This is a genomic window from Clostridium sp. CTA-6, from assembly GCF_054768115.1.
In genome coordinates, this window is sequence record NZ_BAAAAU010000011.1 from 69,926 (window position 1) to 95,774 (window position 25,849).

A 25,849-nucleotide genomic window follows, 5' to 3' on the forward strand; every position below is an offset into this window, starting at 1 on the left:
GCTACTTTAATACTTATTCCTTTATAACTTTATTTAAGAATTCTCTTGTTCTTTTATGCTTAGGTGTTGTAAAAATCTCATGTGGTGATGCTTCTTCTATTATTTTTCCTCCATCCATAAAAATTACCCTATCTGCTACTTCCTTTGCAAATCCCATTTCATGGGTTACAACCACCATAGTTATACCTTCTTTAGCCAAATCCTTCATAACTATTAAAACCTCTCCTACAAGTTCTGGATCTAAAGCTGAAGTTGGTTCATCGAATAACATTATATCTGGATTCATAGCTAATGCTCTAGCTATAGCAACCCTTTGTTTTTGTCCACCTGAAAGTTTTGATGGATATACATTAGCTTTATCTTTTAAGCCAACCTTTTCTAAAAGTTTTTCTGCCTTTTGTAAAACTTCTTCTTTATTTTCTTTTTTAACAGTTAAGGGAGCTTCCATAATATTTTGCATAACTGTTTTATGAGGAAATAGGTTGAAATTTTGAAAAACCATCCCCACTTTTTCTATAGTTTTTCTTAGTTCTTTTTTATTTTTTATATTTAATTTTTTCCCTTCTACAAAAACCTCTCCATCTGTAGGTATTTCTATATGATTTAAACATCTTAAAAAAGTACTTTTCCCTGAGCCTGAAGGTCCTATTATAACAAGAACTTCTCCCTTTTTTACATTAATATTTAAATTTTCAAATACAGTAAGTTTCCCAAATTTTTTTGTTAAATTTTTAGTCTCTATCATATACATATTTTATCCCCCTCACTAATATACGGAAGCTTTCTTTTCAAAAACACCAAAGATTGTAGTAAATATTGTAGTCATTATTAAATAAAGAACAGCAGTTAATATAAAAGTTTCCATGGGCTTAAATGTAGATGAATATAATAGCTGAGCAGACCTCATAACTTCCACCATAGCTATAGTAGAAACTAATGATGTATCTTTTAACATAGTTATAAATTCATTGCCTAAAGATGGAATTATTATTTTAAAGGTTTGTGGTAAAATTATCTTCTTCATAGTATGAAAATAATTAAAGCCTAGAGCTCTACAAGCCTCAAATTGACCCTTATCTACTGAAATAATTCCACCTCTTATTATTTCAGCTGTATACGCACCAGCATTTAAACTTAATCCTAAAATAGCAGCTGAAAAAGGTGTAAATTTTATACCTACAAAGGGTAGTCCATAATATATAAAAAATAATTGTAACAATAGTGGAGTTCCTCTAAAAATCCAAGTGTAAAATCCTCCAACATAAAAAACTAATTTATTATTACATAATTTTAATAAAGCCACTATAATACCAATAATACTACCTAAGCATACAGAAATAGCCGTTAATTCAATAGTAATTATACTTCCTTTTATTAAAACTGGTGTTATCTGTTTTATAATATTAAAATCCAAGTTCTTACTCCCTTCTACAATTTAATTTATGATTATATCTAAAATGTTTTATATAACCTTGTCAATGGTTGCATTTCTTCTTTATTACCTAAAAATTTTATTTTTTATAAGTATCAAATCCAAACCACTTAATAGAAAGCTTTGATAATTTTCCTTCTTCTTTCAATTCATCTAAAGCCTTTTGAACCGCTTCTTTTAATTCTTTATCTTCCTTTTTAAAGCCTATACCCATTGGTTCCTTACTTACAGTTTCCTCTAAAACTTTATACTTATCTTTTTCTTTAGATATATAATATCCTCCTACCTGTGCATCCATTATAACAGCATCTATTCTTCCTGCTAATAATTCATGAAAGGCTTCTGTAATTTTGTCATATCTTTTAATCTCTTTTAACCCTTTTATTTCTGTAGCAGCTTTATCTCCTGTGGAACCTAACTGACATCCTATAGTCTTATCTTTTAAATCGCTTAATTTATTTATAGTATTGTTATTTTTATTAGTTGCTATAACTTGTCCTCCCATTACATAAGGTTCAGAAAAATCTATAGCCTCTTTTCTTTTATCAGTAATACTTAATCCTGAAATAATAACATCAAATTTACCTGAGTTAAGAGCCAATAATATACCATTAAAATCTGTAGTTGTATATTCAGTTTTTACGCCTAACTTTTTACCTATTTCATTTCCTAAGTCTATATCAAAGCCCACAAGTTTATTTTCTTTATCTCTAAATTCCATAGGAGGATAAGAATCATCTAACCCTACTGTAATCTTTCCTTCCTTTTTAATTTTTTCAAGAGAATTTAATTTTTTATCAGTTTTCCCACATCCACCTAATAATGCAATACTTAGAATAACACTAGATACTAAAAGCAAAGTTTTCTTCATAATAGCGCACCCCTTTTTATATTTATACATATTTTTTCAATAACCACCCCCGTATATTCTTTAAATATCAAGGGTTATAGTTTTTTATTTTTTATTATTATACATATTATTTTATAATTATACAATACTTTTTTAAAAAATTTTATTGATTTTTATTGGTAATTTATTGATATTTAATAAAATTAGAAATAAATATCTTAAATTAGATAATTATGCAAAAATAAAAAAGTTGCCCCTAATTTTAAATTAAGAACAACCGTCATAATTTATTAAATTATACTTTTTTATATTTAAGAATTTAAATAATCAATAACTAATTGTGACAATACTGTTGATGCTTTATATATAATATCCTCATCAATATCAAAATTACAGTTATGAAGAGGTTTATTTATATTTTTTTCATTATTTAAAGTACCAATATACATAAATACTCCCGGGACTTTATTTAGAAAATAAGAAAAATCATCTCCTGTCATAGATCCATGCTTTAATATTTCCACATTGCTTTCTCCTAAAACTTTAACTACTGCCTCTCTAGCTAAATATACGAATTCTTCACTATTTATTAATGGATATACGCCTTCTGTAGCATCAAATCTATACTTTGCCCCTTGTATTAGCACAATTCCTTTTAAAATATTATCTATTAATCTTATTATTTCCTTCATTTTATCCTTACTTAGAGTTCTTATAGTACCCTCCATTTCAACTTTATCTGGTATTATATTATAAGAACCCTGTGCCTTAAAAACTCCAATACTAATAACTACAGAATCATAAGGATCTACTTTTCTACTTACAATTTGTTGAATAGCCATATATACCTCATTAGCTATTGCAATAGGATCTAAAGTATCTTGTGGGGACGCTCCATGGCCACCTTTTCCTATTATTTCTATTCTAAATTTATTTGCACAGGCCATAGCACATCCATTTACTATAGCAATTTTCCCTGATTCTACGTCTGGCCATACATGGCCTGCAATGGCTGCATCTACTTTAGGATTCTCTAAAATACCATATTTCAGCATCTCTTTAGCTCCCCATTGATTTTCTTCTCCAGGCTGAAATATAAATTTTACATTGCCTTTTATTTTATCCTTTAGTTTATTTAATATTATTGCAGTACCCAAAGTCCAAGCTATATGTGCATCATGGCCACAAGCATGCATTACTCCTTTATTTAAAGATTTATATTCTAAACTGTTATTTTCTTCAATAGGTAATGCATCTATATCACCTCTTACTAATATAGTTTTACCTTCTTTTCTACCTTTAATTAAAGCTACAACAGCGGTTTTATGAAAATCCTCAATATAATTTATATTATGTTCTTTAAGTTTTTCTTTTATAAATTCACTGGTTTTAAATTCTTCAAAGGATAATTCTGGGTACATATGCATATATCTTCTTACATCTATTAACTCTTCTTTAATATTATTTGCAATTTCAAGTATTTCTTCTGTTAACATAATAAGTTCTCCTTATTTATAAATCACTAAAATTTTTATGTCATATTAATATCGGTTTAATATATAAAAACTTAATTTCTGCTTCATAAACAACTAGTAACATGGTTATGGATTTAACAACCCTTGTAGAAAAATTTAACATATAGAACATTCAATTACTTTTTTCATTATAAATTTACTAATTAGTATAAATTTATTTATACTATGAAATACTAAATAATGAATTATAAAAATTGGAGGTATTATTAATGACTGTTATTAATAAACTTAATCAAACAATGGAAATGTTAAAGAGCACCGAATCTAATTGTAAAACTTTTTCTATGGATACAGATGATCCTAATGCAAAACAAATGTTTAATCAAATGGCTGAAAATATGAAAATGTGTGAAAACATGCTTCAAAGCAGAATTAATTTTGTTATGAGCGAAGAACCTCAATATCAGCCTGAACAACAACAACAACAAATACAGCAAGAAATTCAAATGCAACAACAGCAACAAGATCAACAACAACAATAATACACACTTATAAAAAATAGCAACCAAAGTTTTGTAAATAAAACACTATCAAATACATTTTTTATAAATTTGATAGTGTTTTATTTTATTTAATTAAGTTATTTACATTAAATAATAATTACACATAAATAAAATTATAATATCGGTTAAATCTATACATTTTATAATTTAAATGTGCATAAGGAAACTATATTTCAAAAGTTATATGTTTATTTAATATATCCTCTATAGTCTGCTTATTTTCATAATCTGAATAAACCGTAAGCATATAAAAGGATGAATCTACTTTTTTTATAGGCCTAAAAAGTAAAACTATAGCTGTAAAACTTCCACATATTACAGATACAATAAGTGAAATTATTAAGGTTGAAACCATCATTCCTCCAGCTGAAATAGGATTTAATAGAGGAAAAGCTAAAAATCCCCCTCCCTGCAGTATTCCTAAAATTGCACCTATTAAAGCTCCATATATAAAACCTTTTAAAACTTTTCTTCCCTCTATTTTAAATAAAAAGCACATTTCATATATTTCCTCTATATAATTATCTGTAAGTTTCTTGCTATTAAGATTAGGAATACCTCCATTATTCAAATCATCAATAGCTTGCTGTAAATCACTTTTATTTTTAAAAAATCTTGTAACTCTATAAGTAAATCTAGGTAGGTTTTCAAGCCTTTGTTTCATTTGTTGCTGCATCTGTTCTTGAATTTCAGTATCCCCTGACGCCATTACCTATTGCTCCTTTCACCTTCTAAAAGACTATCAATTTTAACTTGATTTATATCACTAATATAATCACTGTTTCCTATTATCCATCCATGGTTATTACTAATTTCCTGTGAAGAAATGTAACTTGGCTTTATAGTATAAAGATAATCTTTTAAGTTTTCTGGTATAGAATTTTTATATACTAAAAGTATAGGGGCATGTTTTCCCTTATGTGATAATAGGGATGAAGCTACTGCTACCTGCCAATTATCAGGATTTACAAATATAAAATTATGCCCTGGTTGTGTAATTCCCCAACCAAAATCTCTACTTTTTTTATGAAACCACCATGAAAAATTTTTACCTACATCTTTGTAAGTTGCAAAAGAAACTGCTTGATTATATATATTCTCCCCACCAGGGATTCTCTCTACATGACCATATTTGGCAAGTTCCTTTTTAACTTTATTAGATATATGAATTTTATCTCCTAATATATAAATATAAGCACCGCCATATCTAGCTTTAAGAGCTTTTTTAACAGGTTCTGGCACTTTATTTTTTTCTACAAAAAAGAATCCATCTCCATTATGAGCATTCCAAGAAGCTTGTGCTAGAGAATACTCCGGTTTCTCTATAGGCGCTATTATTACTACATCCTTATGATCTCCCTGAAATGCAGCTAAATAATTGTCAATGTTAAGACTTAAATCATAAACATCTTTTCCTTTTATATGTCTATATTTTAAATTTTTTTTATTCAAAGTATTTTTTATCTCTTCACCTATATCACCTATTAATATAATTTTTGCATTACCATCTACAAATAATCCTTCAGGATTTAGTCTTTCTATTTCCTTTAAAGTACTTTCTGGAATACTATTCTTTTTAGTAAAAAGTATAGGAGCATTTATAGGATCATGGGAAACTCTAGCAGCTAACATAGCATCCTGTACTTTATCACTTCTAACTAATATAACTGCGTTAGGTCTATCTCCTCTAAATGTAGATGGATAAACTATTTGTGATATAGATGTGCAAGTCTCATATAAATCTTTCCCCTCTATCCTAACTGTATTTGCAGTAACTCTTTGATATCTATTTTCATTTTTTATATTAATTTTATTTTTATAATAATTAGGTTTATAAAAAAATAATAAGCCTATAAGAAAAGTAGAAATTATAAGAATAATAGTTAAAACTATCTTATATATTTTATTCAAATTTTCATTTGTTATCAATTTATCACCTCTTTTTTTATACCTCTAAATTTTTAGTTGGAAAAAATAATTTATTATAGGGTGCCCATTTTTTTACCACTTCTAACTAAAATCCAATTAGGAATATATGCGGTTAAAAATCCTATAAATACTGATATAGCCATAAAACCAAACCATAATATATTATCTTCCTGAAGCATTGTAGGAGAATAAGACATGTTAAACCACCATATACTTAACCTCATTCCTATTGAAATTGATGTAACAGAAATAAAAACTAAAAGTACTGATTCTTTTACTGCATCTTTATATTTAATATCCTTCATTTCTATTAACATAGTAGGTCTAAAAACAAATAAATCTAATAAAAAAGATATTAAATAAGATATTAACATCTTTATTATCATAGGATTACCTAATAAATAAAAACCAAATCTCGCATAAAAGGGAATTAATGGCGAACCTATATAAGTTAATATATAATTTACTACAATCAAACTAGCCCCTCCAAAAGCTAAACCAGATAAAGTTGCTACAGAGGTTTGTTTCCACAAAGATCTAAGATAAATGATTTTCCCATTCATCTTTATCCAAGGTGAATTTATATAAGATATTATATAAAACCATATACCTATAGGTCCTAAAAGTAATACTGTAAGTATCCACATAAGCTTTGTTAATGTACTTAAATTTTTCATTCTAAAATATAAATGAAGTGAAACCCATATAGCACCTAATATTGATATTAAACTAAATATTATAGAGATACCATCCAATCCGCTAACACCTTGATCTCCCATAGTTTTATAAGGCTTAATTTCTTCAGTATAATCTGCTCTACTTTGAATTGAAAAAGGTAATATATTTTCATTGCCTATTACCCATAAACTATTATAAGGTCCCTCCGCTGGAGTTACCCAATAATTAGGCTTCATTCTCCAAAGATAATTCTCTGTTAAAGGAGACAAATAGTTCTTATCCGTCCAAAGAATTGCTCCTACTTTTCCCTTAAAGGCAAGCTGACTTCCTATTAAAGCCATTAATGGTTCTTCTTTTGAACATAATATAAAGTTGTGATTACTATCATCTCTGCTTTTATTGCTGTGCCACCCAAAACCTTCTTCTCTATCATAAAATTTGGCAAAATTAACAGCAAAATTTTCAGCATTATATCCATATACTTTTTCTACAGGTACTTTTAAAGATTTAATAAATTCATCATCAGCATTATCTTTCTTTCCAACTACATATATTTTGCTTATATGCGGTAATATTTTTTTTGAAGCGGTATAAAGTTTCTTTTCACTATTTAAATACAATGGAACGCCTCCATTTTGCACCATCCATGTTGCTACTGGAATAGTCATTAATGGATTCTCATCTGAAACTATAAAGCCATAAGATTTATTAGAATTTAAAAAAATATTATTATAAACTTCCTGTAAAATACTATTTGTATCCTTATAATTTATATTAGTTACCCTTATACCCTTTCCTTTTAAATTGTTTTTTAATGTATTTATGTTATCACCACAAATAATAACTTGCGCACCATTTAATTTTGAAATTCCCTTTGGTTTTAATTTATTTATATAACTTACAAGAGAACTTTCGTCCTTTTCATTAAAAGGTATTATGGTACTATTATATTTTTTTACAAGAGGCATTAAAGCTAATATATCTTTCCAATTATCTCCCTTATAAATAATTAATCCGTCGGGCTTACTTTCATAGTCTAAAGCTGGAAACAATATATCTGTAACTTTAGTACCTATCTCTTTTGAAGATTTCCCTGAAATTCTAATGGTATTTCCTGTATTTAAATGAGTCCTATTATTTTCATGCTTTATTTCACTAGGGAAAACAACATTTTTAAAGATTCTAATTTGCCCTAAAATTAGTATTACGCACAAAAATATAGCTATACTTGTGGATAGCTTTTTCATTCAAAATTACCTCCGTTACTTCTTATTAAATAAATATAACTATGTATTAATATTTCCTTTTCATTTAAAATTAATGCACAAAAGCAATCCCTATTAATTTTTTTCATATATGTCACTATATCTTTTTATGAATAACAAAAGAACTGCCTATATAAGCAGTTCTTTTAATCTTTTAAAAACAAACTCCACATAATTTATGGCATAATTCTACCCTAACCTATTTAAATATAGTTTGTTTTATATTACTATGTACTTTTAATTATAAGTAAACAATTTAATAACCTAAGTTTTCTCCAAGGATTAACACCTTTATTCTCCCTTTAATAAACTGTCCCCTAATTACCACAAAATCATTACAGATTCTATTTGGACTTTTACAATCAACACAATAACCAAGTTTTGTACATGGTGTGTCTTTATTTAATCTTTTTGCATCAATAGGAGCAGCATAGCTTCTTACTCTAATTTCAGCCTCTTCTATGTTTTTAACAATTTTATTTATTCCAACTATAAGAATAACCTGTTTAGGTCCATATATTATCGGCGCAACTCTACTTCCATTTCCATCTATATTATAAAGTTCTCCACTTTCTGTTATGGCATTAGTACTACAAATAAAAGTATCTGTAGAAAAATTGTTAATATATATCTCTCTTTTTTCATCACTTGTCAGTTTATCTTGGTATTTATCTAAAAAATTAAAATTTCCACTTCTTAAAAAATCTATTACCCCAGCTTCAAAAAGAGTCATCGAATCTCCTACACCAACTATTGAACCTTCTGGTATAAGCTCTTTTAATTTTTTAAATAATTGATCTATATTATTGATATAATATCCTTCCATATTGCGGCTATTTAGATTCTTTATAGTTCTTTCAGCCTGTTTTTCAATATACCATGCAACATTTTTATCCATGTTTCTACCACTCCTAAAATTAAATTTCTAAATAAATAAGTCAGTACTGCATGTATCTCTGGAACTTAGACTTAATAAACTTTATTTTACGATGATAATAAAACTATTTTTAACTTTCAATATTATAAACCCTTTCAAATAAATCTGGGTAATCTATAACAACCCCTTCTTTATCTACGAAAAACTCCGCTGTAAACCCATTGTTTAAATTTTCATATCTATATTTATAACCATTAAGATTTGAGTCTAAGCAAGTATACCGCTGTTTTACAGGTGTTAAACTATAATTATAAATATCAACATAAACTACCTTTATTTCTTTTGACTCCCCTACCTTTAATAATAACCGTCTGATTGGAATTGTATTTGTAAAAGGTGTAATAGAAATATCAATATCTATACACCCTTTCAAATCTTCTACTGATTCATTACTATCAGTTATCCAAATTCCATTTCCATCTGATTGTAATATAATATTTTTATGTTTATCACAAAATATCTGTATATCAAATTTCTTAACTTTCCAATCTAAATCGCAGTATATATTGTACAATATACGAACTGGCATATTACCTCTCATTGTTAAAATAACTGAATTTACTTTAATATTCTCATGATTCTTCAATAATAATAAATGTTCTAATCCTACACCATTAAATGTCTTCCACATTACATCCATACTAATGTTATTTTCTTCTTTAATTAACCCCATATCTTTTCACTCTTTCTTAAAAATCTATTTTAGATAATTTTACCAAACATATGTTTAAGAGTCAATTTTTATCCGTAATCTCTCTTTAACAAAATAAGAATCTACCATCTAAGCTAGTAGATTCTTATTTATCAAATAATGAGATCTGAATATTTCCCTCAGTATTCATTTTTTCTTTCATGGCCTTAGTATAAGTACTAGACAGATTATATTTATCTCTTAATTCATTAACTACTAAATATAATTTTTCTTTATACTCTTTACTTGCCCCACCTTTTCTATATAAGACTTGTAACTTTTCATATAAATGTGTATATTCTTCTCTTATAAAATTAAAAAATATCCCCCTAGTATCTCCTCTTAAATAAAGAGTTCCTGGTAATACATAGTTAACTTTACAGTCATTTGCCATCTTAAACATACTATGAAAATTCTCATAACTATCAGTAATATATGGTATTATTGGCATAACATGCAACCCAGTACTGGCGTTAGTTTTTCCAAACTCTTTTAAAACTTCAAATCGCTCTAAGCTTGTTGCTCCAAATGGCTCTATCTTTCTTCTAACACTTTCATCCATAGTAGTTATCGTCTCTGCAATATTAACATAAGTTATTCTTGATAGTTCATCTATTAAATCGTAATCTCTTAATATAAGTTTTGATTTTGTTGAGATTATAGCCGGTGTTTTATACTTTATAAAAAGTTTCAATATTTCAGGCATAAGTTTATATTTAGCCTCTACTGGCTGATAACTATCAGTTACACCGCCAATATTTACAACTTCTCTTTTCCAACTATTATTTCTTAACTCCTTCTCTAATTCATCTACTATATTAGTTTTTATATGAATATCTGTAAAAAAGTCTATTGAATCTAAATATTTATGAGAATACACAGCATAGCAATATTTACATCCATGTTGACATCCTCTATAAATATTTAGATCCCACCCATAAGGCATCTTCCTCTTTAATCTAGTTAAAGCACTTTTGCAAGTTTCCTCTTTAAATATTATTTCATTTTTTGTCATCATTGCTCGCCTAACTTCTTTTTTAAATCTGAAACATAGGTTCTCTGCATTTTCTTTAAATCCATAAAAAAATAAGATAACACCTTAATGATAGGATTTTTAATAAAGATATTTTCTGTAAAAACTATTTTTGTTCCACCTGTCTCTGTTTCTAAAAAATATCCAGTCCAAAAGCCAGTAAACCTTTTATTTTCCATATTAAATTCATATTCACTATACTCATTCTTTTTAGTAATAATAAATTTTGTAGTAATTCCGCTATGAGTGTATTCAATAAATTCTTTTCCATCTTTAACAATGTCGATTCTTTTAAGATCACTCCTCCATTTATAATCACTATTATTAGTAACTACATTCCAAACAAACTTTATATTACAATTAAAATATGCTGTTATTTGTGATACTCTTGCTTTCCCCAAAAATATTCACCTCACAGATTATAATAAGTATTGAACTAATTATATTACTTCTTTCTAATTGGTACCCAAACTTCAAATTTTGCATTAGTTGGATCTTCATTTAAATATAATTCAATATCTGGTGCATCTGCATATTCATACCCTGACGTTGGTAACCACTCTGTAATTATTCTTTTTTCGATTTCTTGAATTGCGTTTGGCATAGCACCCTCTCCAGGAAAAACTGCCCAAGTACCTGCTGGTATTATATATTCATCCATACCCTTTGGTACTTCTTTATCTGTTTGGGTAGCTATATAATACTCCCATTTATCTAAGCTATCCACACAAGCACTAACCCCTAATATTCCCTTAGAATCTGCATTCATAAGAGATATTATCTGGCTAATTACTCCACTTTGTGCTGCTTCTTGCCATAATTTTGGTACAGTTTTAAAATTTTCCTCAATATTCTTTTCTAATAGTGCTTTTACTCCCACTATTCTGATCTCTTCCTTTTTAACTATACTATACTTCATTTCTCCTACCCCTTTTATTGTTATTTTAAAACTAATGGGAGGATATGCTTTTAGAAAGGTTCCCTCTTTTTGTGCTACTGAAGGTGATACATAATGTATCTTTTGAAAAGCTCTATTGAAAGCAGTCGGAGACTCATATCCATAGCGTACGGCTACATCAATTACCTTATCTCCATTTTGTAAATCTAAAGCAGCTCTTGTTAATCTTCTATTTCTTATGTATTCTGATAATGGTATTCCTGCTATATATGAAAACATTCTTTGAAAATGATATACAGTACAACATGCAATTTTTGCTGCCTTTTCATATTCAATTTCTCCATCTAAGTTTTCTTCAATATATTTAAGCGATTCATTTAATCTTTCTAACCATTCCATCAAGCCATCTCCCTTACAAATAATAGTATAGTAAATAATTATTACAAAAACCTCTCATTTCATGCACAGATATGAGAGATATGTTATTTTAAATTTTATAACTATTTTATCTTAATTGCAATTGAATGTTATATCACTAATATTCAATACTTATTATTAATTATGTAGGTTTCATTATTAATTAAAGGATAAAATTATTATAAGAGGGTATCTTAAAATAGATTTAATTTTTATATTTGCAGTGTTAGAATTAAATCTATTCTATTTCGAGACATCCTCTTATTTCTTGTTTTATAAATATTAATTATTTTATTTTAAATCTAAATTTTCTTCCTTCATTTATATACTTTAATAAAAACAGTTCATCTTTTTTTACTTTTGCTATAATATTTACTCTATCATCTTTTCCTAAATCCTTAAGTACTATCTCTAGTTCTCCCATATATCTTAAATATCCTTTATTGTCTAAAGTTACATCTCCTAATTCCCTTTCTATTGTATTAAATGACTCTATTATATCGTGGTTTAACATAAGTCTTGCTTCTGCTGCCCTTATAACATTTTCAGCCGCATCAGTTCTATTTGTATAAAAATCATTATTTAGATAATTGCATGCTATTAAAGAATCATCCTCTAAATTTACACTTAGCTCTATTATATCTTCTTTAATCATTCCAACTTCCATTATTTCTTCCTTTGATGGCATTGAGTCTCCAAAGAAAATATTGTCTACACCCATTGCAAATAAATGCTTTGCAGATAAATAAGGCTTCATAAATCTATGTTTTTCAATGGTAGGTAGTCCTTCATATATAGGTCCTCTTTTTCCTACTAAAGAAGGTATAAATGCTGAAATTTTTACTCCTAATTCCTTTAGCATAGCATTCTTTTTTAAGAACAAACTCTCTGAAATCCCTGTATCTTTTCTAGGATAATAATTATGGCATGCTTGAATGTTTTTATAGTTAACATTATACTTATTTAATTTGTTAAAGAAATCTTTTGTCACTGTTGATGCATTAAGCTCAACCTTTATCCCTAAGTTATTATTTGTAAATTTAGCGATTTGCTCATTTGTAAATCCAAAATCTAGTCTTAATACACCTATACCCATCTCTTTAATTTTACTTAAATCCATATCTTTAATTCCTAGATATTCAAAGCCTTTAGGTGATATATCCGCAATTATTTTCATATTTATTTCTTTTGCTATATCTAAAACCTTTTTAAAACTCTCTACTATAGCCTCATAATTAGCTTCTGGAATATGAAGCGATGTAAATATTCTATCATAACCATTATTTTTTGCTATTTTAATTAATTCCAATATCTCATCTATACTATTATCCATTCCTAAAAAAACTGATATTCCCTTACCCATAATCAATCTCCTTGTTACAAACATTTAGGTACTGTCTCAAAATAGCTTTAATTTTAAAACCGTAAATATAAATAATACATTCATAAAGCACTTCATTTTGCTAAGTAGTTCTAAATTTGACTCCATAAAAATTTTTTTACCCAGTAAAGGCGCCATCCTTGGCTTCACTACTGGCTCCTCACGTCCTGTGAGAAATTACAAAAATTTTTAATTCCGTCAAATTAAGAACTACTAAAGCTTATTCATATGCTTATTACATGTATTATTTATATTTACTATATTAAAATTAAAGCTAATCTTATTTTGACATAGCCTCTTTATATTTTTACATTGAATTTTTCCCGAATATTTCATCTATTATTTTTTTACTTTACTCATTAATATATTAATGATATTTAACTATAGCTTTATATATATTAAAGATTATTCTATTGGATCTTCAAATCCTAAAAGTAATGTTGCAAAAAATCCACCTATATATGCTGCTACTAAACCTATAACAAATAATAATGGTGTACTAGTTATTGCGGCTAATGGTAATCCAGATAATCCCATTGATGTTGAAGAAACTTTAAATAAAGCTTGAACTGCACCGCCTACTGCTCCCCCTATACATGCTCCTATAAATGGCTTTCCTAATGGCAATGTTACACCATATATAAGAGGTTCTCCAACTCCCATAATCCCTACTGGTAATGCTGAAATTATTGTCTTTTTTAATCTTTTATTTTTAGTTCTTAATAATACCGCTATAGCCGCTCCTACTTGTCCTGCTCCTGCCATAGCTAGTATTGGAAGAAGTGGATTTAACCCTGTAGTTTTTAATAGATCTGCATGTATTGGTGTTAATCCTTGATGTAATCCTGTCATTACTAATGGTAGAAAAAATCCTCCTAATATAAATCCTGTTACGGCTCCACCACCTGAAATTGCTGCTTTAGTTCCATTACCTATAGCATCTGAAATAAATCCACCAGCTGGTTGCAATGCAAATATTGAAACAAAAGTTGATACTAATATTACTATTAATGGAGTCATAAATAAGTCTAATGAATCTGGTATTATTTTTCTTACTTTCTTTTCTAAGAAACTTGAAAATGCAACAACTAATAATACTGCAATAATGCCGCCTCTACCAGGTAAAAGCTTTTGCCCATTCAATGTTACTTTAGCTAATTCTGGATGAGATATTATAGCCGCCATAGTACCTCCAAGCATTGGAGAACCACCAAATTCTTTAGCTGCATTAACACCTACAAATAAATTCAACCCCCAAAACACTGCATTACCTGCTATTTTTAATAACCCTCCAACCGTTGTTTCTGCAAATGCCGGATCTAATTTAAGCACTATATTTAATATTGCAGTAACTAATCCACAAGCTATAAATGCTGGAATTAATGGTATAAATATATTAGATAATTTCTTTAAAAATAATTTAAATGGCGTTGCATTCTTTTCCTTTATTTCTTCTCTTAACTTACTTTCATCTCCAAATTCAATCTCTTCTTTTACTTCTTCTATCTGAATTCCACAAAGCTTTTCAAATTCCTCTGTAACTTTATTTACCCTACCTGGTCCAAGAATTATTTGAAGTTGATTTTGTTGCTCTACTACCCCCATGACTCCCTCAATTTTTTTTATAGCCTTCATATCTAGATTACTTTGATCTTTAAGCACAAGTCTTAATCTCGTCATACAATGTGTAAATGAAACTATATTGCTACTACCACCAATTATGTCATATATACTTTGGGCTATATCTTTTACATTTGACATAATAAAATCCCCCTTTATTTTATTATTTATTTTTAAATATAGTTGAATATTTTAAATTTAAATAATAATATTATTTCTAAATTACCCCCTATAATTTATTCTATTTTTATATACTTATTTTGTGTTTAACTTATTTCTCTTATTGCTTCTACTATATACCCTTTATTTTTGTCTAGTATTTTCTTAGCTTTTATTTTATCTAATGAACTTTCTATCATAAAAATGGACAACTTAACATCAAAATTTGTTTCTTCAAGAATCTTTTCTACCTGCGCTCTTTTAGCCCCTGTAGCCTGCATAACAATTCTTTTAGCTCTTTCTACCAATTTCTCATTAGTAGCTTTTAAATCAACCATCAAGTTACCATAGACCTTACCAGTCTTAACCATAGCACCCGTTGATAACATATTTAGAACCATTTTTTGAGCTGTTCCTGCTTTCATTCTAGTAGATCCTGTTATAGCTTCTGGGCCTACTACTGGTGCTATTGAAATATTTGCAATCTTAGACATTTCTGATTCTGGATTGCATGTAACTGAAATTGTTGTAGCACCTATGCCATTTGCATATTCTAGTCCTCCTATAACATAGGGTGTTCTTCCACTAGCTGCAATTCCAACCAATATGTCATTTTCAGCAAAATTAATATTCTTCAAATCTTTAATACAAAGGTTTTTAGAGTCTTCTGCTCCTTCCTTAGCTTTAAACATAGCTGATTGTCCTCCTGCTATAATCCCTCTTACTAAATCATAACTCACCCCATATGTTGGTGAACACTCTGATGCATCTAAGACTCCTAATCTTCCTGATGTACCTGCTCCTACATATATAAGTCTACCTCCATTAAAAAATGCTTCTCCTATTTTATCAACGGCCTTTGCTATATGAATAAGCTCTTTTTCTACGGCTTCTGCAACTTTTTTATCTTCATCGTTTATCATCTTTAACATCTCTAAAGTTTCAACTCTATCTATATTTTTAGTGTTTTCATTTCTACTTTCAGTTACTAATTTATCTAAACTAATATTAGTCATACTTAAAACCTCCTCATAAGTTATAGATTAAAGAATGTGAAAACCTTTTCTTTTATCTTTATTATACTCTTGAGAAATAAAATTTCAAGTATTTTATTGATTTTATGAAATATTATTTCATAAATTTATATAAGATTATTTCCATATAACCTAAAATAAATTTTAGTATTCTTTCTTATGTTTAAATAAATAAAAGCAATGAATTATTATACTCATTGCTTCACAATATAAATTAACTTTTCAGTTCTAAATAAAAAGTTTTATAATCTATTCTCTTTTTAAAACTTCTACTAAATTTCTTGTACTAATTAAATTCTTTTCTGTTTTATCTAAATTTTCCTTTGCAATTCCTAAAAATAAACTATCAGTTACAAATAATTGAGATGTTCTAGAAGAAATTGCCCCTATTCTCAAATCTTTTTCTATACTGGGTATATTTAGATTTATATCTGCAATATTGCTTAAATTGCTTTTTCCACATTTAGTTATAGCTATAGTAGTGGCACCATTTTTTTTCGCTTCCTCTATTGCTAAATTTACTTCTTTTGTATTTCCACTATATGAAATAGCTACAGCAACATCTCTATTTGTAATATGTACTGCTACTGCTAACTGTAGATGTGAATCCAGTTGGAACATTACTTTTTTATTTATTCTAAGCAATTTGTATTGAAAATCCATAGCCACCATAGCAGATGCTCCAACACCATATAGATAAATTGTTTCTGCATTTTTTATTGCTTCAACAGCCTCTAACAATTTTTCATCATCTACTAATTCCTTAGTATCATTTATGGTATCAATTACTTTATTTCCAAGCTTATTAATAATTAAATCTATACTATCATTAGAATTTATAATATAATCAAACTCTGTATTTTTTTCAGTATCTTCTTCTGCAACAAGTGCAAATTTAAATTCATTAAGAGAATTATATCCTACTTTTTTAGTAAATCTAATAACGGATGCTGGAGAAGTACTTGTTTTAATTGCTATTTCTTGAGCAGAATCATTTATTATATCCCTTGGACTTTTAAAAATATATTCTGCTATTTTTTTTTCTGATTTAGTCATAGAATCAAAATTTTCTCTTATTCTAAAAAAAACTCCCATACTTCACCTCAGTTTTCTATTATTTCTTTCTAAATGTTCTCCAAACTTCAAGCTTTTAATTAATTTCATCAACCTAAATATAATTCAGCATTCAGTTTATCTTCATATTTATATCTTCGTACTAATGATCATTCTATAATTACTCTACTCTGAAATTACTTATATATTATTATATACTAAAATATTTAAATACTAAACCTAATTGCTAACTTTTGTTCTCAACATATGATATATAGTATGGTATAGAAATAATCTTCTTCATTTATATTTTCCCCCTATAAAATACTAATATCATCATCTAAAATTATTATAGGAACATAATTATTCTTAATAATTATATTAAATTATTGCATTTATTACCAATCTATGTAATCATATAATTAACAATTAGATTGAGGTGAAAACATGTCACATATAGTCGGAAAAGATGCCTACAAAAGTTTAGAAGAAAGATTAAATAGCTTTCCACAAGGGGCTCCACCCTCTGAAACACTTTATAAAATCTTATCTATGATGTTTACTAAAGAAGAAGCAGCAATGGTTGCAAAACTCCCTATAAAATCATTTAACATAAAAACTGCTAGTAAGCTTTGGGGAGTTAGTGAAGTCAAAGCTGCTAATATCCTTCAAGCCTTAGCTTCTAAAGCATTAATTTTAGATCTTGAATGTGAAAGTGATGGAGAGCAAAAATATATGATGGCTCCTCCAATGGCTGGTTTTTTTGAATTTGCTTTAATGAGAGTTGGTACACACCTTGACCAAAAGGTTCTTAGTGAACTATTTCATCAATATCTTAATGTGGAAGATGATTTCTCTAAAGAGCTATTTTGGGGTACAGAAACAAAATTAGGTAGAGCCTTTGTTCAAGAGAGGGTTTTAAATGATGAAAATTCTATAAATATATTAGATTATGAAAAAGCAAGTTACATAATAAAAAATGCTAAACATATAGGTGTTAGTTCATGTTATTGTCGACATAAAGCCCATCATTTAGGGGATGACTGTTACGCCCCTATGGAAACTTGCATGAGCTTTTCTACCACTGCTTACACTCTTATAAAGCATAATTATGCTAGAAAAATAGATGCTTCTGAGGCTCTAGATATTTTAAATATGTGCTATGATTATAATCTAGTACAATGTGGAGAAAATGTTCAAAAGCAACCAAACTTTATTTGCAATTGTTGTAAATGTCATTGTGAAGCATTTGTATCTGCAAAAAAATTTGGATTTTTAGTTCCAGTTAACACCACCAGTTATTTACCTAACATAAATAAAGATAGGTGTGTAGGCTGTGGAAAATGCACTAAAGTTTGTCCTATGGAAGCAATTAAATTAAAGGAAACTTCATTAGAAAATCATAATTCTAAAATAGCTGAACTCTCCGAAGATTTATGTCTTGGCTGTGGGGTTTGTGTGAAAAATTGCAAAACTAATGCTATTAAGTTAGTTCGTAGAAAAGAAAATGTTATCACACCTGTAACCACTGTTCATAGAGCAGTATTATCTGCAATAGAAAAAGGCCAGCTGCAAAATTTAATTTTTGATAATAACGCTCATTTGAGCCATAAAGCCATGGCGGCTATATTAGGAAGCATCCTTAAGCTTCCTCCTTTAAAAAGAGCAATGGCAAGTAAACAAATGAAATCTGTTTATTTGGCTAAACTCCTGGAAAATACTTAATAATTTTAAATAATTTTTTAAAATCACTTCAAATACATATAATTAATATACAATATATAAAACAGAAGCGAGGTTTTATCATTGATAAAAATAGAAGATATTTTATCTGGTAACTTTTCAGCATATCCAGAAGAAACACAAATTTATATGAAAAATTATGCTGAAAAACTTAGAGATCATATAAAAACAGAATTAATAAATGATAAGGCAGATAAAATTCTTAAAGACATAGATAAAAGTAAAGATTACTTTATAGATACACTAACTGAAATTTTAGAAAATGGCTGCAAAGGTTATAACACCATGTCCACTAAAACTTTATTAAATATATATTTAAGTGTTAAATCTGAAAAGGATTTTATAAATTTAATAGAAAAAGTTTCAAATGAAGTTCCATCTCTATAAATCTATCTTCAAAATGCATAGATAACATCTTCTATATCATATTAAGTTCTCTATGCATTTTTCATATTCATCTACAAAGTAAAGTATTCTTCTAAAAACTTGTATTCCTAATCACTATATATAAAGCCATAATCACTAATGTTATCGTAACATTAATAAATTCTTAATCATATAATAAGGTTAAGTACTAATATAAATTGAATTTTAGTAAACAAGTACTTCTTGTGTAAATCTTCTAGATTGAATATATTATTTGAAAGAAAATGATTTATTAATTAAAAATCAATTACAATATATATTTGTAGCAACAATATAACATGACTAAAAATAAGATAACTAAAATATTATTTAGAAAAAATATTTTAATGGGAGATATGATAAAAATGGACTTCACAAATAATTGTCAACATTCAATTGTTTTACCTAACCCTATAACTCAGGTAGCTAGTATGCCCTATCCCCTATATCTTTCACTTCAAGGAAAATATTTTGTAGGATATGCAGATGAATTACAATTCGGAAATGGTAAAAGCGCATGGGCAGGATTAATAAATCCTTGTTGTTCTGGAGTTAATCTACACGTTTATGTTTGGACTGTTACAAATATTGGTACATCTCCAATAAGGGCTCAGATATGGTTCAATTCAGACCCACCTGGAAATCCAACCATGTCCGAATTAGTTACTCCAGCTAATACAGCTCTTTGTCCATTGCCTCAACCAAGGGTTAAGCTTCTTCAAGCAAGTAATGTTACAGGAGACCCTCAAGGTGGAGTTAAAGCCTTTGTTAGAAGAGCTCTTCCAGAGGTTACAATTGCCGATGATGAAGCAGGTAAATTTATTTTTCCTCCTGGCGGATCATTCGTTGTTTTCCTATCAAATCCAGAAGCACCTAATGAACCTGCTATGGGTAGAGTTGCTTTCGGATGGTCAGAGGAAAAAATAAAGTAAAGTAATTTAAGACATTAAAAATCAAGCAAAATACCTTTGATTTTTAATGTCTTTTTTATAAATTTCCACATAATATTTATGGCGAAGCAGGCTTTGAAAAAGTTAAATAATGTTCTTAAACAAAATTAGAAAAATTTAGTTTTATTTTAGCGCTTCTGCTGCATTATAGGAACTTCTAACTAATGGTGATGAAGCAATATATTTAAATCCCATATCAAGTCCTATTTTCTTATATTTCTTAAATACCTCTGGATGCACATATTCTTCAAGTTCAATATGTTCTTTAGAAGGTTGAAGATATTGACCTATAGTAACTATATCACACTGGTATTTTCTTAAATCTTTTAGTAACTCTATAACTTCTTCTTCTTTTTCCCCAAGACCTACCATAAATCCTGATTTAGTGAGTATATTTTTGTCTATTTCTTTTACTTTCCTTAAAAGTTCTAAAGAACGAGTATATATAGCTTCTGGTCTTACCTTTTTATATAATCCACTTATGGTTTCTATATTATGATTTAATATTTCTGGTTTTTCATCTAAAATAACCTTCAATGCCTCCCAATTACCTTTTAAATCTGGAATGAGCACCTCGATTGTTGTATTTGGTGTCAATTTTCTAATTGCTCTTATTACCTCTGCAAATTGACTTGCTCCTCCATCTTCTAAATCATCTCTAGTAACAGAAGTTATAACTGCATGCTTTAATCCTAATTCCTTTACAGCTTGTGCTACATGTAATGGTTCTTCTTTATCTACACATTGTGCTTTACCAGTTTTTACATTACAAAATCTGCAATTTCTTGTACAAACACTACCCAATATCATAAAAGTTGCAGTTCCTTTATTATGACACTCCAATCTATTAGGACAATTAGCTTCATCACAAACTGTATTTAATCCTAATGATCTTTTAAGTGCATTAATCTTCTTTGTGCTATCACCAAATTGAAACTTTATTTTTAGCCATTCTGGTTTTCTTTTATACATACTTCACACCCCAAAATCAATTGTTTTTGGAAACTACCTAACTTATATCTAAAACATAAGTTCTAAAATTTCTTCATTTTTTACACCATTTATATATTCATTAATATTAATATTATTTAATACCTGTTTTACATGTTTTTCCTCATGTTTTATTTCTTTAAATTTATATTCTAATCCTTTTATATCTTTTTTAAAAAAGAAATCTCCATAAAACTTCATTTCCTTTATATAACCATTCTCAACATTTAAATTAACTTGAATAGTATTTTTACCGCATCTCCCTTCTTTTGAATAATTATATTTAGGTGAATCCCCAAAATTCCACTTCCAGGTTGAAAATCTGTTTTTAACTATTTTATCTATTTGTTTTAATTCTTTCTCTGAAAACTCATATAATTCTTTTTTACTAAAACATTTCATTACATAATCTACCACATAATTTTTAAACTCTATAACATCCATATTATTTAAATATTTATTTATATTTGTTACCCTAGCTTCCATAGATTTAACAGCTTTATCTTTAAACTTCAATGGGTTTACTTTAAGCGCTTTAATTAATTCCCCCATAGAAACTGAAAAAAGCAATGTTCCATGATGTAAAACCTTATCTTTATAATAATATTGAGCATTACCTGAAATTTTTTTTCCTTCTATAACTAAATCATTTTTACCTGAAAACTTAGCTTGTACCCCTAAAAAATTTAATGCCTCTATTATAGGTTTTGTAAACTTTCTAAAGTTTTCCTCGACATTCTCTGAAGTTCTCCCTATAAATGTAAAATTTATATTACCTAAATCATTAAAAACAGTTCCCCCTCCTGTAAGTCTTCTCACTATTTTCATACCTTTTTCTTTTATATAATCACCGTTTACTTCTGCCATAGCGTTTTGATTTCTACCTACTAATATACACGGCTCGTTTCTCCATAGCATAAAGCATTCATCTTTAATGTTTTCTAATACATATTGCTCTGCGGCGTGATTAAAATAAGGATTGGTATTGTTGTGATTAATAAATATCATGATTATCCCCCTTATATAATGTAGTTGTACCATTTGATAGAAAACATCTTTATTTTGTAACCAACATTATTAACTCACTTGTGAAAATTATTTTTATATTTTATTTAACCTATAAGATACTTAATCACTTCATTTTATCTTTTCTATGTTGGTTTTATTTCAGCTATAACTATACTAACTGAAATCAGAGATTTTCAAGGTTTCTTAAAACCTAAACTGTTAGTTGCATACATTGGGGTTAACCCTTCTATTAATGAATCTGGTAAATTTAAAAATTATACAGAATAAACTTTTTAAAATTTTTATCAACTTTTACTAGTTGGTCTAATTTTTATGAATATTACATTTGTTTCCTCTAATGTTAATTATAACATTTTATTTAACTTTTTTCCATTTAATTGCAGTTTCTCATTTCTATATATAAAAAACAATAAATCCCAAAGCCTCTATAAGCTTGGAATTTATTGTCCTTTATTTTTTTAATTTATACTTTCCGTTGTTATCCGCAGTTATTAATCTTCCTTTTTTGTTATCAAGATATATTTTAAACCCAACCTTATATAACATTAGTTTAATAAATTACAAAACATTTATTATTTCTTTCAATAATCTCACTTTCTACTCCATAAACCTCTTTTATAGTTTTAGGAGTTATTACATCTTCTATTTTCCCTTTAGAAAATACATTACCCTTACTAACTAAAATTCCATAATCCGCATAATTTAAAGCAAAATTTAAATCATGTAATACGGTAATAATAGTTTTACCTTCTTCTCTTAATTTTTTTAAATGTTTCATAACTAATATTTGATGTTTTATATCTAAATTAGAAATAGGTTCATCTAATATAATACAACTCGTTTCTTGAGCAATAGCTCTAGCTAAGATAACTCTCTGCTTTTCTCCACCACTTATTTGGGTAATCGTTTTATCTTTAAGATGTAGCACTTCCATCTTTTTCATTGCATTTATAACTATGTCTTTGTCCTCTTTGCCTTCTGATTGAAAAGTTTTAAGTTTATGATTTCTTGCCATCATAACTAAATCATAACAAGTAAATTCAAGCTCTATATTTGTGTTTTGTGGAACATAGCTAATTCTACTGGCTAAATGCTTTGCCTTTATATTTTTTAAATTTTCTCCTTCTAATTCTATTCTTCCTTTTGAGGGTATTATATTCTTTATTATAGTTTTTAATAAGGTAGTTTTACCACTTCCATTAGGTCCTACGATTACATAAAACTGTCCTCTTTGAAAATCTATATTTAATCCTTTTAATATTTCATTATTTCTATTCTTATAAGAAATATTTTTTAAACTTAGAAAACTCATTTCTACCCTCTTTTCTTCTTCCAAAGCAAATACATAAAGTAAGGTGCTCCAAATAAACTTGTAACAGCACCTACTGGTAATTCTGTAGGCGGCATTATACCTCTTGCTAATGCATCACATATTATTAAAAATAAAGCTCCTAAAACCATCGAAAAAGGAATAACTTCTCTATGGTTAGCTCCTACTATAAGCCTTGCTATATGAGGAGTAATTAATCCTACAAATCCTATTATTCCACTAACAGATACTATTGCTGCTACCATTATTGAACTTAAAACTATCATCTTCTTTTTAAACTTTTCACTATCTATTCCTAGTATATATGCACCATCTTCTCCTGTGGCCATTATATTTAACGCTCTATAGTTATAATAAAAAATAAAAGATATTATTATAACTATTGGAGCTAAAAAATAAATTTGTTTATAAGAAGCATTTCCGAAACTCCCCATTGTCCAGTAAATAATTCTCTCTATAGCTTCTTTATGTAATATCATAGACATTGAAATTAAAGAGGACATAAAAAAGTTCAAAGCTATTCCTGCTAATAATAATGTAGTGGTTGGAATTTTATTTCCTACTCTAGCTATATTATAAACTATAAAAATAGTTAAAATAGCTCCTATAAATGCACATAAAGTGGTTACTAAAGCTCCTTTTGTCTCTAATTTATAAACTATAGATATAGTTGCTCCAAGAGCTGCTCCTGAAGATATTCCAAGAACATAAGGATCTGCCATTGAATTTTTAAATATTCCTTGAAAAGACGTTCCTGTAACAGATAAACCTATTCCTACCAAAGCCGCAAGTATTATTCTTGGCATTCTTATGTCCCATATTATCTTCTGTAGTGTGTAATCATTTATATTTCCCACAAAATTATTTAAAATGACCTCTATAACTTTAAAAGGAGTTATACTAGCAGCTCCAATAGTTATAGAAACTAAAGAAGCTATTATAGCAATTATTATTAACCCAATGAATAAACTCTTTTTTTTCATTTAATGTCTCCTCATTATTGATTATTTAAATGCTTCAGTATGAATAATTTTTGCTAATGCTTCTAGTCCATCCGCTTGTCTTGGGCCTTGTCTTAATAACATGTTATCATCAATTTCATATACTTTATTTTTCTTTGCTGCAGGAAGATCTTTATACTTATCAGTAGCTAAAAAATTCTTTTTAATATTAAATTTATCTGATAATATTATCATTTCCGGCTTATTTTCAACTATTTTTTCAAAAGAATAATTCCATCCCTTTGTGTCCTTAGCAATATTATCTCCACCTGCTTTTTCAATCATTTTACCTATAAAAGTATCTCCTCCAGCAGTAAAATCTGCTTTTCCAAAATCAACCACATAGTAGATCTTAGGTTTATTTAATGATTTTACCTTATTTTCAACACTTTCAACTTTCTTTTTCATAGCATTAACTATAGTTTGACCTTTTTCAGCTACTCCTAATATAGTAGAAATATCCATTATGTTTTTATAAGCTCCATCTAGGTCCTCTGCACCATAAAGAACTGCTACTTTAATTCCTAAGTCTTCAAGTTTTTTCACAGTATCCTTTGAAAAATGAGCTCCACCTATAACTAAATCTGGTTTTAATTCAGTTATTTTTTCTATACTTGGATCCTTTACTCCACCAACTGATTTTACTTTGCTAACCGCCGCTGGATAATCATCAAAATCTGATCTTCCAACTAATGTATTTTCTTTATTTAAAGCATATATGGTTTCCGTCGCTCCAGGTGAAAGGCTAACTATTCTTTCTGGAGCTTTATCAAAGGTTAATTCTTTCCCATAGGAATCTGTAATTTTTATATTTTTTTGTGCTTCTTTATTTTCTCCCTTCTTTAAATTGCATGATACTAGCATAAAAGCTAGCATAATACAAATAATCACTGATACTCTTCTTTTTAAATTTTTCATGATTTACATCCCTTCTTTTATATATCGTCTGATTTCTTATGTAATACGCTTTAATACTTATTTTTTTA

General features: G+C 28.0%; 26 protein-coding genes. 5 read left to right on the forward strand and 21 right to left on the reverse strand.

From position 1 onward, the window contains the following. Positions 1–13: 13 nt before the first annotated feature. The 4 genes from ACYUDJ_RS16890 to ACYUDJ_RS16905 all read right to left on the reverse strand — a co-directional run bounded on the left by ACYUDJ_RS16890 (position 14) and on the right by ACYUDJ_RS16905 (position 3,778). Positions 14–751, reverse strand: a complete 738-nt coding sequence (locus ACYUDJ_RS16890) for an amino acid ABC transporter ATP-binding protein (protein WP_043031800.1) — start codon at positions 749–751, stop codon at positions 14–16. 15 nt (positions 752–766) lie between these two features. After that, positions 767–1,414, reverse strand: coding sequence for an amino acid ABC transporter permease (locus ACYUDJ_RS16895; RefSeq protein WP_043031799.1), 648 nt, complete (start codon positions 1,412–1,414; stop codon positions 767–769). A gap of 97 nt (positions 1,415–1,511) precedes the next feature. Continuing rightward, a complete protein-coding gene (locus tag ACYUDJ_RS16900) occupies positions 1,512–2,303 on the reverse strand; it encodes an ABC transporter substrate-binding protein (protein WP_043031798.1) in 792 nt (263 codons plus the stop codon). Between the two features lie 290 nt (positions 2,304–2,593). Beyond that, positions 2,594–3,778, reverse strand: a complete 1,185-nt coding sequence (locus ACYUDJ_RS16905) for a M20 metallopeptidase family protein (RefSeq protein WP_003486767.1) — start codon at positions 3,776–3,778, stop codon at positions 2,594–2,596. A gap of 248 nt (positions 3,779–4,026) precedes the next feature. Here ACYUDJ_RS16905 and ACYUDJ_RS16910 point away from each other — a divergent pair, with 248 nt between their 5' ends. Further along, on the forward strand, positions 4,027–4,299 hold the full coding sequence (locus ACYUDJ_RS16910; RefSeq protein WP_003486769.1) for a DUF1657 domain-containing protein: 273 nt from the start codon (positions 4,027–4,029) through the stop codon (positions 4,297–4,299). A 187-nt stretch (positions 4,300–4,486) separates the two neighbouring features. Here the strand turns inward: ACYUDJ_RS16910 and ACYUDJ_RS16915 are convergent, their stop codons facing one another. The 12 genes from ACYUDJ_RS16915 to ACYUDJ_RS16970 all read right to left on the reverse strand — a co-directional run bounded on the left by ACYUDJ_RS16915 (position 4,487) and on the right by ACYUDJ_RS16970 (position 17,457). Then, a complete protein-coding gene (locus tag ACYUDJ_RS16915) occupies positions 4,487–5,029 on the reverse strand; it encodes a hypothetical protein (RefSeq protein WP_043031796.1) in 543 nt (180 codons plus the stop codon). Then, positions 5,029–6,249: a cell wall-binding repeat-containing protein gene (locus ACYUDJ_RS16920; protein WP_043031795.1), complete on the reverse strand. Its 1,221-nt coding sequence runs from the start codon at positions 6,247–6,249 to the stop codon at positions 5,029–5,031. Before ACYUDJ_RS16920 ends, ACYUDJ_RS16915 begins: the two co-directional genes overlap by 1 nt. 53 nt (positions 6,250–6,302) lie before the next feature. Further along, complete coding sequence (locus tag ACYUDJ_RS16925) at positions 6,303–8,174, reverse strand: DUF4396 domain-containing protein (protein ID WP_043031794.1); 1,872 nt, start codon at positions 8,172–8,174, stop codon at positions 6,303–6,305. Between the two features lie 274 nt (positions 8,175–8,448). Then, positions 8,449–9,090 carry a lactate utilization protein gene (locus tag ACYUDJ_RS16930; protein ID WP_043031793.1) on the reverse strand — a complete coding sequence of 214 codons (642 nt, stop codon included), beginning with the start codon at positions 9,088–9,090 and terminating at the stop codon, positions 8,449–8,451. A 109-nt stretch (positions 9,091–9,199) separates the two neighbouring features. After that, positions 9,200–9,802 (reverse strand): putative glycolipid-binding domain-containing protein, encoded by a 603-nt coding sequence (locus tag ACYUDJ_RS16935; protein WP_043031792.1) that lies wholly within the window; start codon positions 9,800–9,802, stop codon positions 9,200–9,202. Between the two features lie 124 nt (positions 9,803–9,926). Further along, positions 9,927–10,838, reverse strand: a complete 912-nt coding sequence (locus ACYUDJ_RS16940) for an SPL family radical SAM protein (RefSeq protein ID WP_043031791.1) — start codon at positions 10,836–10,838, stop codon at positions 9,927–9,929. Beyond that, positions 10,835–11,254 (reverse strand): hypothetical protein, encoded by a 420-nt coding sequence (locus ACYUDJ_RS16945; protein WP_003486782.1) that lies wholly within the window; start codon positions 11,252–11,254, stop codon positions 10,835–10,837. The genes ACYUDJ_RS16940 and ACYUDJ_RS16945 overlap by 4 nt, the downstream gene beginning before the upstream one ends. 44 nt (positions 11,255–11,298) lie before the next feature. Further along, positions 11,299–12,150 carry an AraC family transcriptional regulator gene (locus ACYUDJ_RS16950; protein WP_043031790.1) on the reverse strand — a complete coding sequence of 284 codons (852 nt, stop codon included), beginning with the start codon at positions 12,148–12,150 and terminating at the stop codon, positions 11,299–11,301. Positions 12,151–12,454: 304 nt separating this feature from the next. After that, positions 12,455–13,531: a DUF871 domain-containing protein gene (locus tag ACYUDJ_RS16955; RefSeq protein WP_043031789.1), complete on the reverse strand. Its 1,077-nt coding sequence runs from the start codon at positions 13,529–13,531 to the stop codon at positions 12,455–12,457. A gap of 423 nt (positions 13,532–13,954) precedes the next feature. Continuing rightward, positions 13,955–15,310 (reverse strand): PTS transporter subunit EIIC, encoded by a 1,356-nt coding sequence (locus tag ACYUDJ_RS16960; RefSeq protein WP_043031788.1) that lies wholly within the window; start codon positions 15,308–15,310, stop codon positions 13,955–13,957. Between the two features lie 125 nt (positions 15,311–15,435). Beyond that, the gene (gene murQ / locus ACYUDJ_RS16965) at positions 15,436–16,344 is read right to left on the reverse strand and encodes an N-acetylmuramic acid 6-phosphate etherase (protein WP_003486789.1); all 909 of its coding nucleotides are present in this window, start codon (positions 16,342–16,344) and stop codon (positions 15,436–15,438) included. Between the two features lie 267 nt (positions 16,345–16,611). Next, the gene (locus ACYUDJ_RS16970) at positions 16,612–17,457 is read right to left on the reverse strand and encodes a MurR/RpiR family transcriptional regulator (RefSeq protein ID WP_003486791.1); all 846 of its coding nucleotides are present in this window, start codon (positions 17,455–17,457) and stop codon (positions 16,612–16,614) included. Between the two features lie 405 nt (positions 17,458–17,862). On the opposite strand from ACYUDJ_RS16970, the gene ACYUDJ_RS16975 reads away from it, so the two are divergent. The 3 genes from ACYUDJ_RS16975 (at position 17,863) to ACYUDJ_RS16985 (ending at position 20,495) form a co-directional block, all read left to right on the forward strand. Next, on the forward strand, positions 17,863–19,140 hold the full coding sequence (locus ACYUDJ_RS16975) for a 4Fe-4S dicluster domain-containing protein (RefSeq protein ID WP_003486793.1): 1,278 nt from the start codon (positions 17,863–17,865) through the stop codon (positions 19,138–19,140). Positions 19,141–19,221: 81 nt separating this feature from the next. Next, positions 19,222–19,545, forward strand: coding sequence for a hypothetical protein (locus ACYUDJ_RS16980; protein WP_003486795.1), 324 nt, complete (start codon positions 19,222–19,224; stop codon positions 19,543–19,545). A gap of 317 nt (positions 19,546–19,862) precedes the next feature. Further along, entirely contained in the window at positions 19,863–20,495 is a 633-nt protein-coding gene (locus ACYUDJ_RS16985) for a DUF6143 family protein (RefSeq protein ID WP_003486796.1), read from the forward strand. Between the two features lie 141 nt (positions 20,496–20,636). Here ACYUDJ_RS16985 and lipA read toward each other — a convergent pair whose 3' ends face one another. Both lipA and ACYUDJ_RS16995 read right to left on the reverse strand, forming a co-directional pair. Continuing rightward, complete coding sequence (gene lipA / locus ACYUDJ_RS16990) at positions 20,637–21,485, reverse strand: lipoyl synthase (RefSeq protein WP_003486797.1); 849 nt, start codon at positions 21,483–21,485, stop codon at positions 20,637–20,639. Positions 21,486–21,533: 48 nt separating this feature from the next. Next, positions 21,534–22,511, reverse strand: coding sequence for a lipoate--protein ligase (locus ACYUDJ_RS16995; RefSeq protein ID WP_042385237.1), 978 nt, complete (start codon positions 22,509–22,511; stop codon positions 21,534–21,536). Positions 22,512–22,667: 156 nt separating this feature from the next. Between ACYUDJ_RS16995 and ACYUDJ_RS17000 the strand changes: the two genes are divergently transcribed. After that, positions 22,668–22,799, forward strand: coding sequence for a transposase (locus ACYUDJ_RS17000; protein WP_080265260.1), 132 nt, complete (start codon positions 22,668–22,670; stop codon positions 22,797–22,799). Positions 22,800–23,082: 283 nt separating this feature from the next. On the opposite strand, the gene ACYUDJ_RS17005 is transcribed toward ACYUDJ_RS17000, so the two are convergent. From ACYUDJ_RS17005 to ACYUDJ_RS17015, 3 genes are read right to left on the reverse strand one after another with little or no spacing between them, the layout of a single operon-like run. Then, complete coding sequence (locus ACYUDJ_RS17005) at positions 23,083–23,844, reverse strand: ABC transporter ATP-binding protein (RefSeq protein ID WP_042385240.1); 762 nt, start codon at positions 23,842–23,844, stop codon at positions 23,083–23,085. Positions 23,845–23,846: 2 nt separating this feature from the next. After that, complete coding sequence (locus ACYUDJ_RS17010; RefSeq protein WP_003486800.1) at positions 23,847–24,845, reverse strand: FecCD family ABC transporter permease; 999 nt, start codon at positions 24,843–24,845, stop codon at positions 23,847–23,849. Positions 24,846–24,866: 21 nt separating this feature from the next. Continuing rightward, positions 24,867–25,781: an ABC transporter substrate-binding protein gene (locus ACYUDJ_RS17015; RefSeq protein ID WP_003486801.1), complete on the reverse strand. Its 915-nt coding sequence runs from the start codon at positions 25,779–25,781 to the stop codon at positions 24,867–24,869. Between the last annotated feature and the right edge of the window lie 68 nt (positions 25,782–25,849).

Excerpts from the sequence above, each read along its gene's own strand:
- ACYUDJ_RS16890 (WP_043031800.1), bottom strand. The coding sequence starts at position 751 with ATGTATATGATAGAGACTAAAAATTTAACAAAAAAATTTGGGAAACTT.
- ACYUDJ_RS16900 (WP_043031798.1), bottom strand. The coding sequence starts at position 2,303 with ATGAAGAAAACTTTGCTTTTAGTATCTAGTGTTATTCTAAGTATTGCA.
- ACYUDJ_RS16905 (WP_003486767.1), bottom strand. The coding sequence starts at position 3,778 with ATGTTAACAGAAGAAATACTTGAAATTGCAAATAATATTAAAGAAGAG.
- ACYUDJ_RS16910 (WP_003486769.1), top strand. The coding sequence starts at position 4,027 with ATGACTGTTATTAATAAACTTAATCAAACAATGGAAATGTTAAAGAGC.
- ACYUDJ_RS16915 (WP_043031796.1), bottom strand. The coding sequence starts at position 5,029 with ATGGCGTCAGGGGATACTGAAATTCAAGAACAGATGCAGCAACAAATG.
- ACYUDJ_RS16925 (WP_043031794.1), bottom strand. The coding sequence starts at position 8,174 with ATGAAAAAGCTATCCACAAGTATAGCTATATTTTTGTGCGTAATACTA.
- ACYUDJ_RS16930 (WP_043031793.1), bottom strand. The coding sequence starts at position 9,090 with ATGGATAAAAATGTTGCATGGTATATTGAAAAACAGGCTGAAAGAACT.
- ACYUDJ_RS16935 (WP_043031792.1), bottom strand. The coding sequence starts at position 9,802 with ATGGGGTTAATTAAAGAAGAAAATAACATTAGTATGGATGTAATGTGG.
- ACYUDJ_RS16940 (WP_043031791.1), bottom strand. The coding sequence starts at position 10,838 with ATGATGACAAAAAATGAAATAATATTTAAAGAGGAAACTTGCAAAAGT.
- ACYUDJ_RS16950 (WP_043031790.1), bottom strand. The coding sequence starts at position 12,150 with ATGGAATGGTTAGAAAGATTAAATGAATCGCTTAAATATATTGAAGAA.
- ACYUDJ_RS16955 (WP_043031789.1), bottom strand. The coding sequence starts at position 13,531 with ATGGGTAAGGGAATATCAGTTTTTTTAGGAATGGATAATAGTATAGAT.
- ACYUDJ_RS16960 (WP_043031788.1), bottom strand. The coding sequence starts at position 15,310 with ATGTCAAATGTAAAAGATATAGCCCAAAGTATATATGACATAATTGGT.
- murQ (WP_003486789.1), bottom strand. The coding sequence starts at position 16,344 with ATGACTAATATTAGTTTAGATAAATTAGTAACTGAAAGTAGAAATGAA.
- ACYUDJ_RS16970 (WP_003486791.1), bottom strand. The coding sequence starts at position 17,457 with ATGGGAGTTTTTTTTAGAATAAGAGAAAATTTTGATTCTATGACTAAA.
- ACYUDJ_RS16975 (WP_003486793.1), top strand. The coding sequence starts at position 17,863 with ATGTCACATATAGTCGGAAAAGATGCCTACAAAAGTTTAGAAGAAAGA.
- ACYUDJ_RS16985 (WP_003486796.1), top strand. The coding sequence starts at position 19,863 with ATGACTAAAAATAAGATAACTAAAATATTATTTAGAAAAAATATTTTA.
- lipA (WP_003486797.1), bottom strand. The coding sequence starts at position 21,485 with ATGTATAAAAGAAAACCAGAATGGCTAAAAATAAAGTTTCAATTTGGT.
- ACYUDJ_RS16995 (WP_042385237.1), bottom strand. The coding sequence starts at position 22,511 with ATGATATTTATTAATCACAACAATACCAATCCTTATTTTAATCACGCC.
- ACYUDJ_RS17005 (WP_042385240.1), bottom strand. The coding sequence starts at position 23,844 with ATGAGTTTTCTAAGTTTAAAAAATATTTCTTATAAGAATAGAAATAAT.
- ACYUDJ_RS17010 (WP_003486800.1), bottom strand. The coding sequence starts at position 24,845 with ATGAAAAAAAAGAGTTTATTCATTGGGTTAATAATAATTGCTATAATA.
- ACYUDJ_RS17015 (WP_003486801.1), bottom strand. The coding sequence starts at position 25,781 with ATGAAAAATTTAAAAAGAAGAGTATCAGTGATTATTTGTATTATGCTA.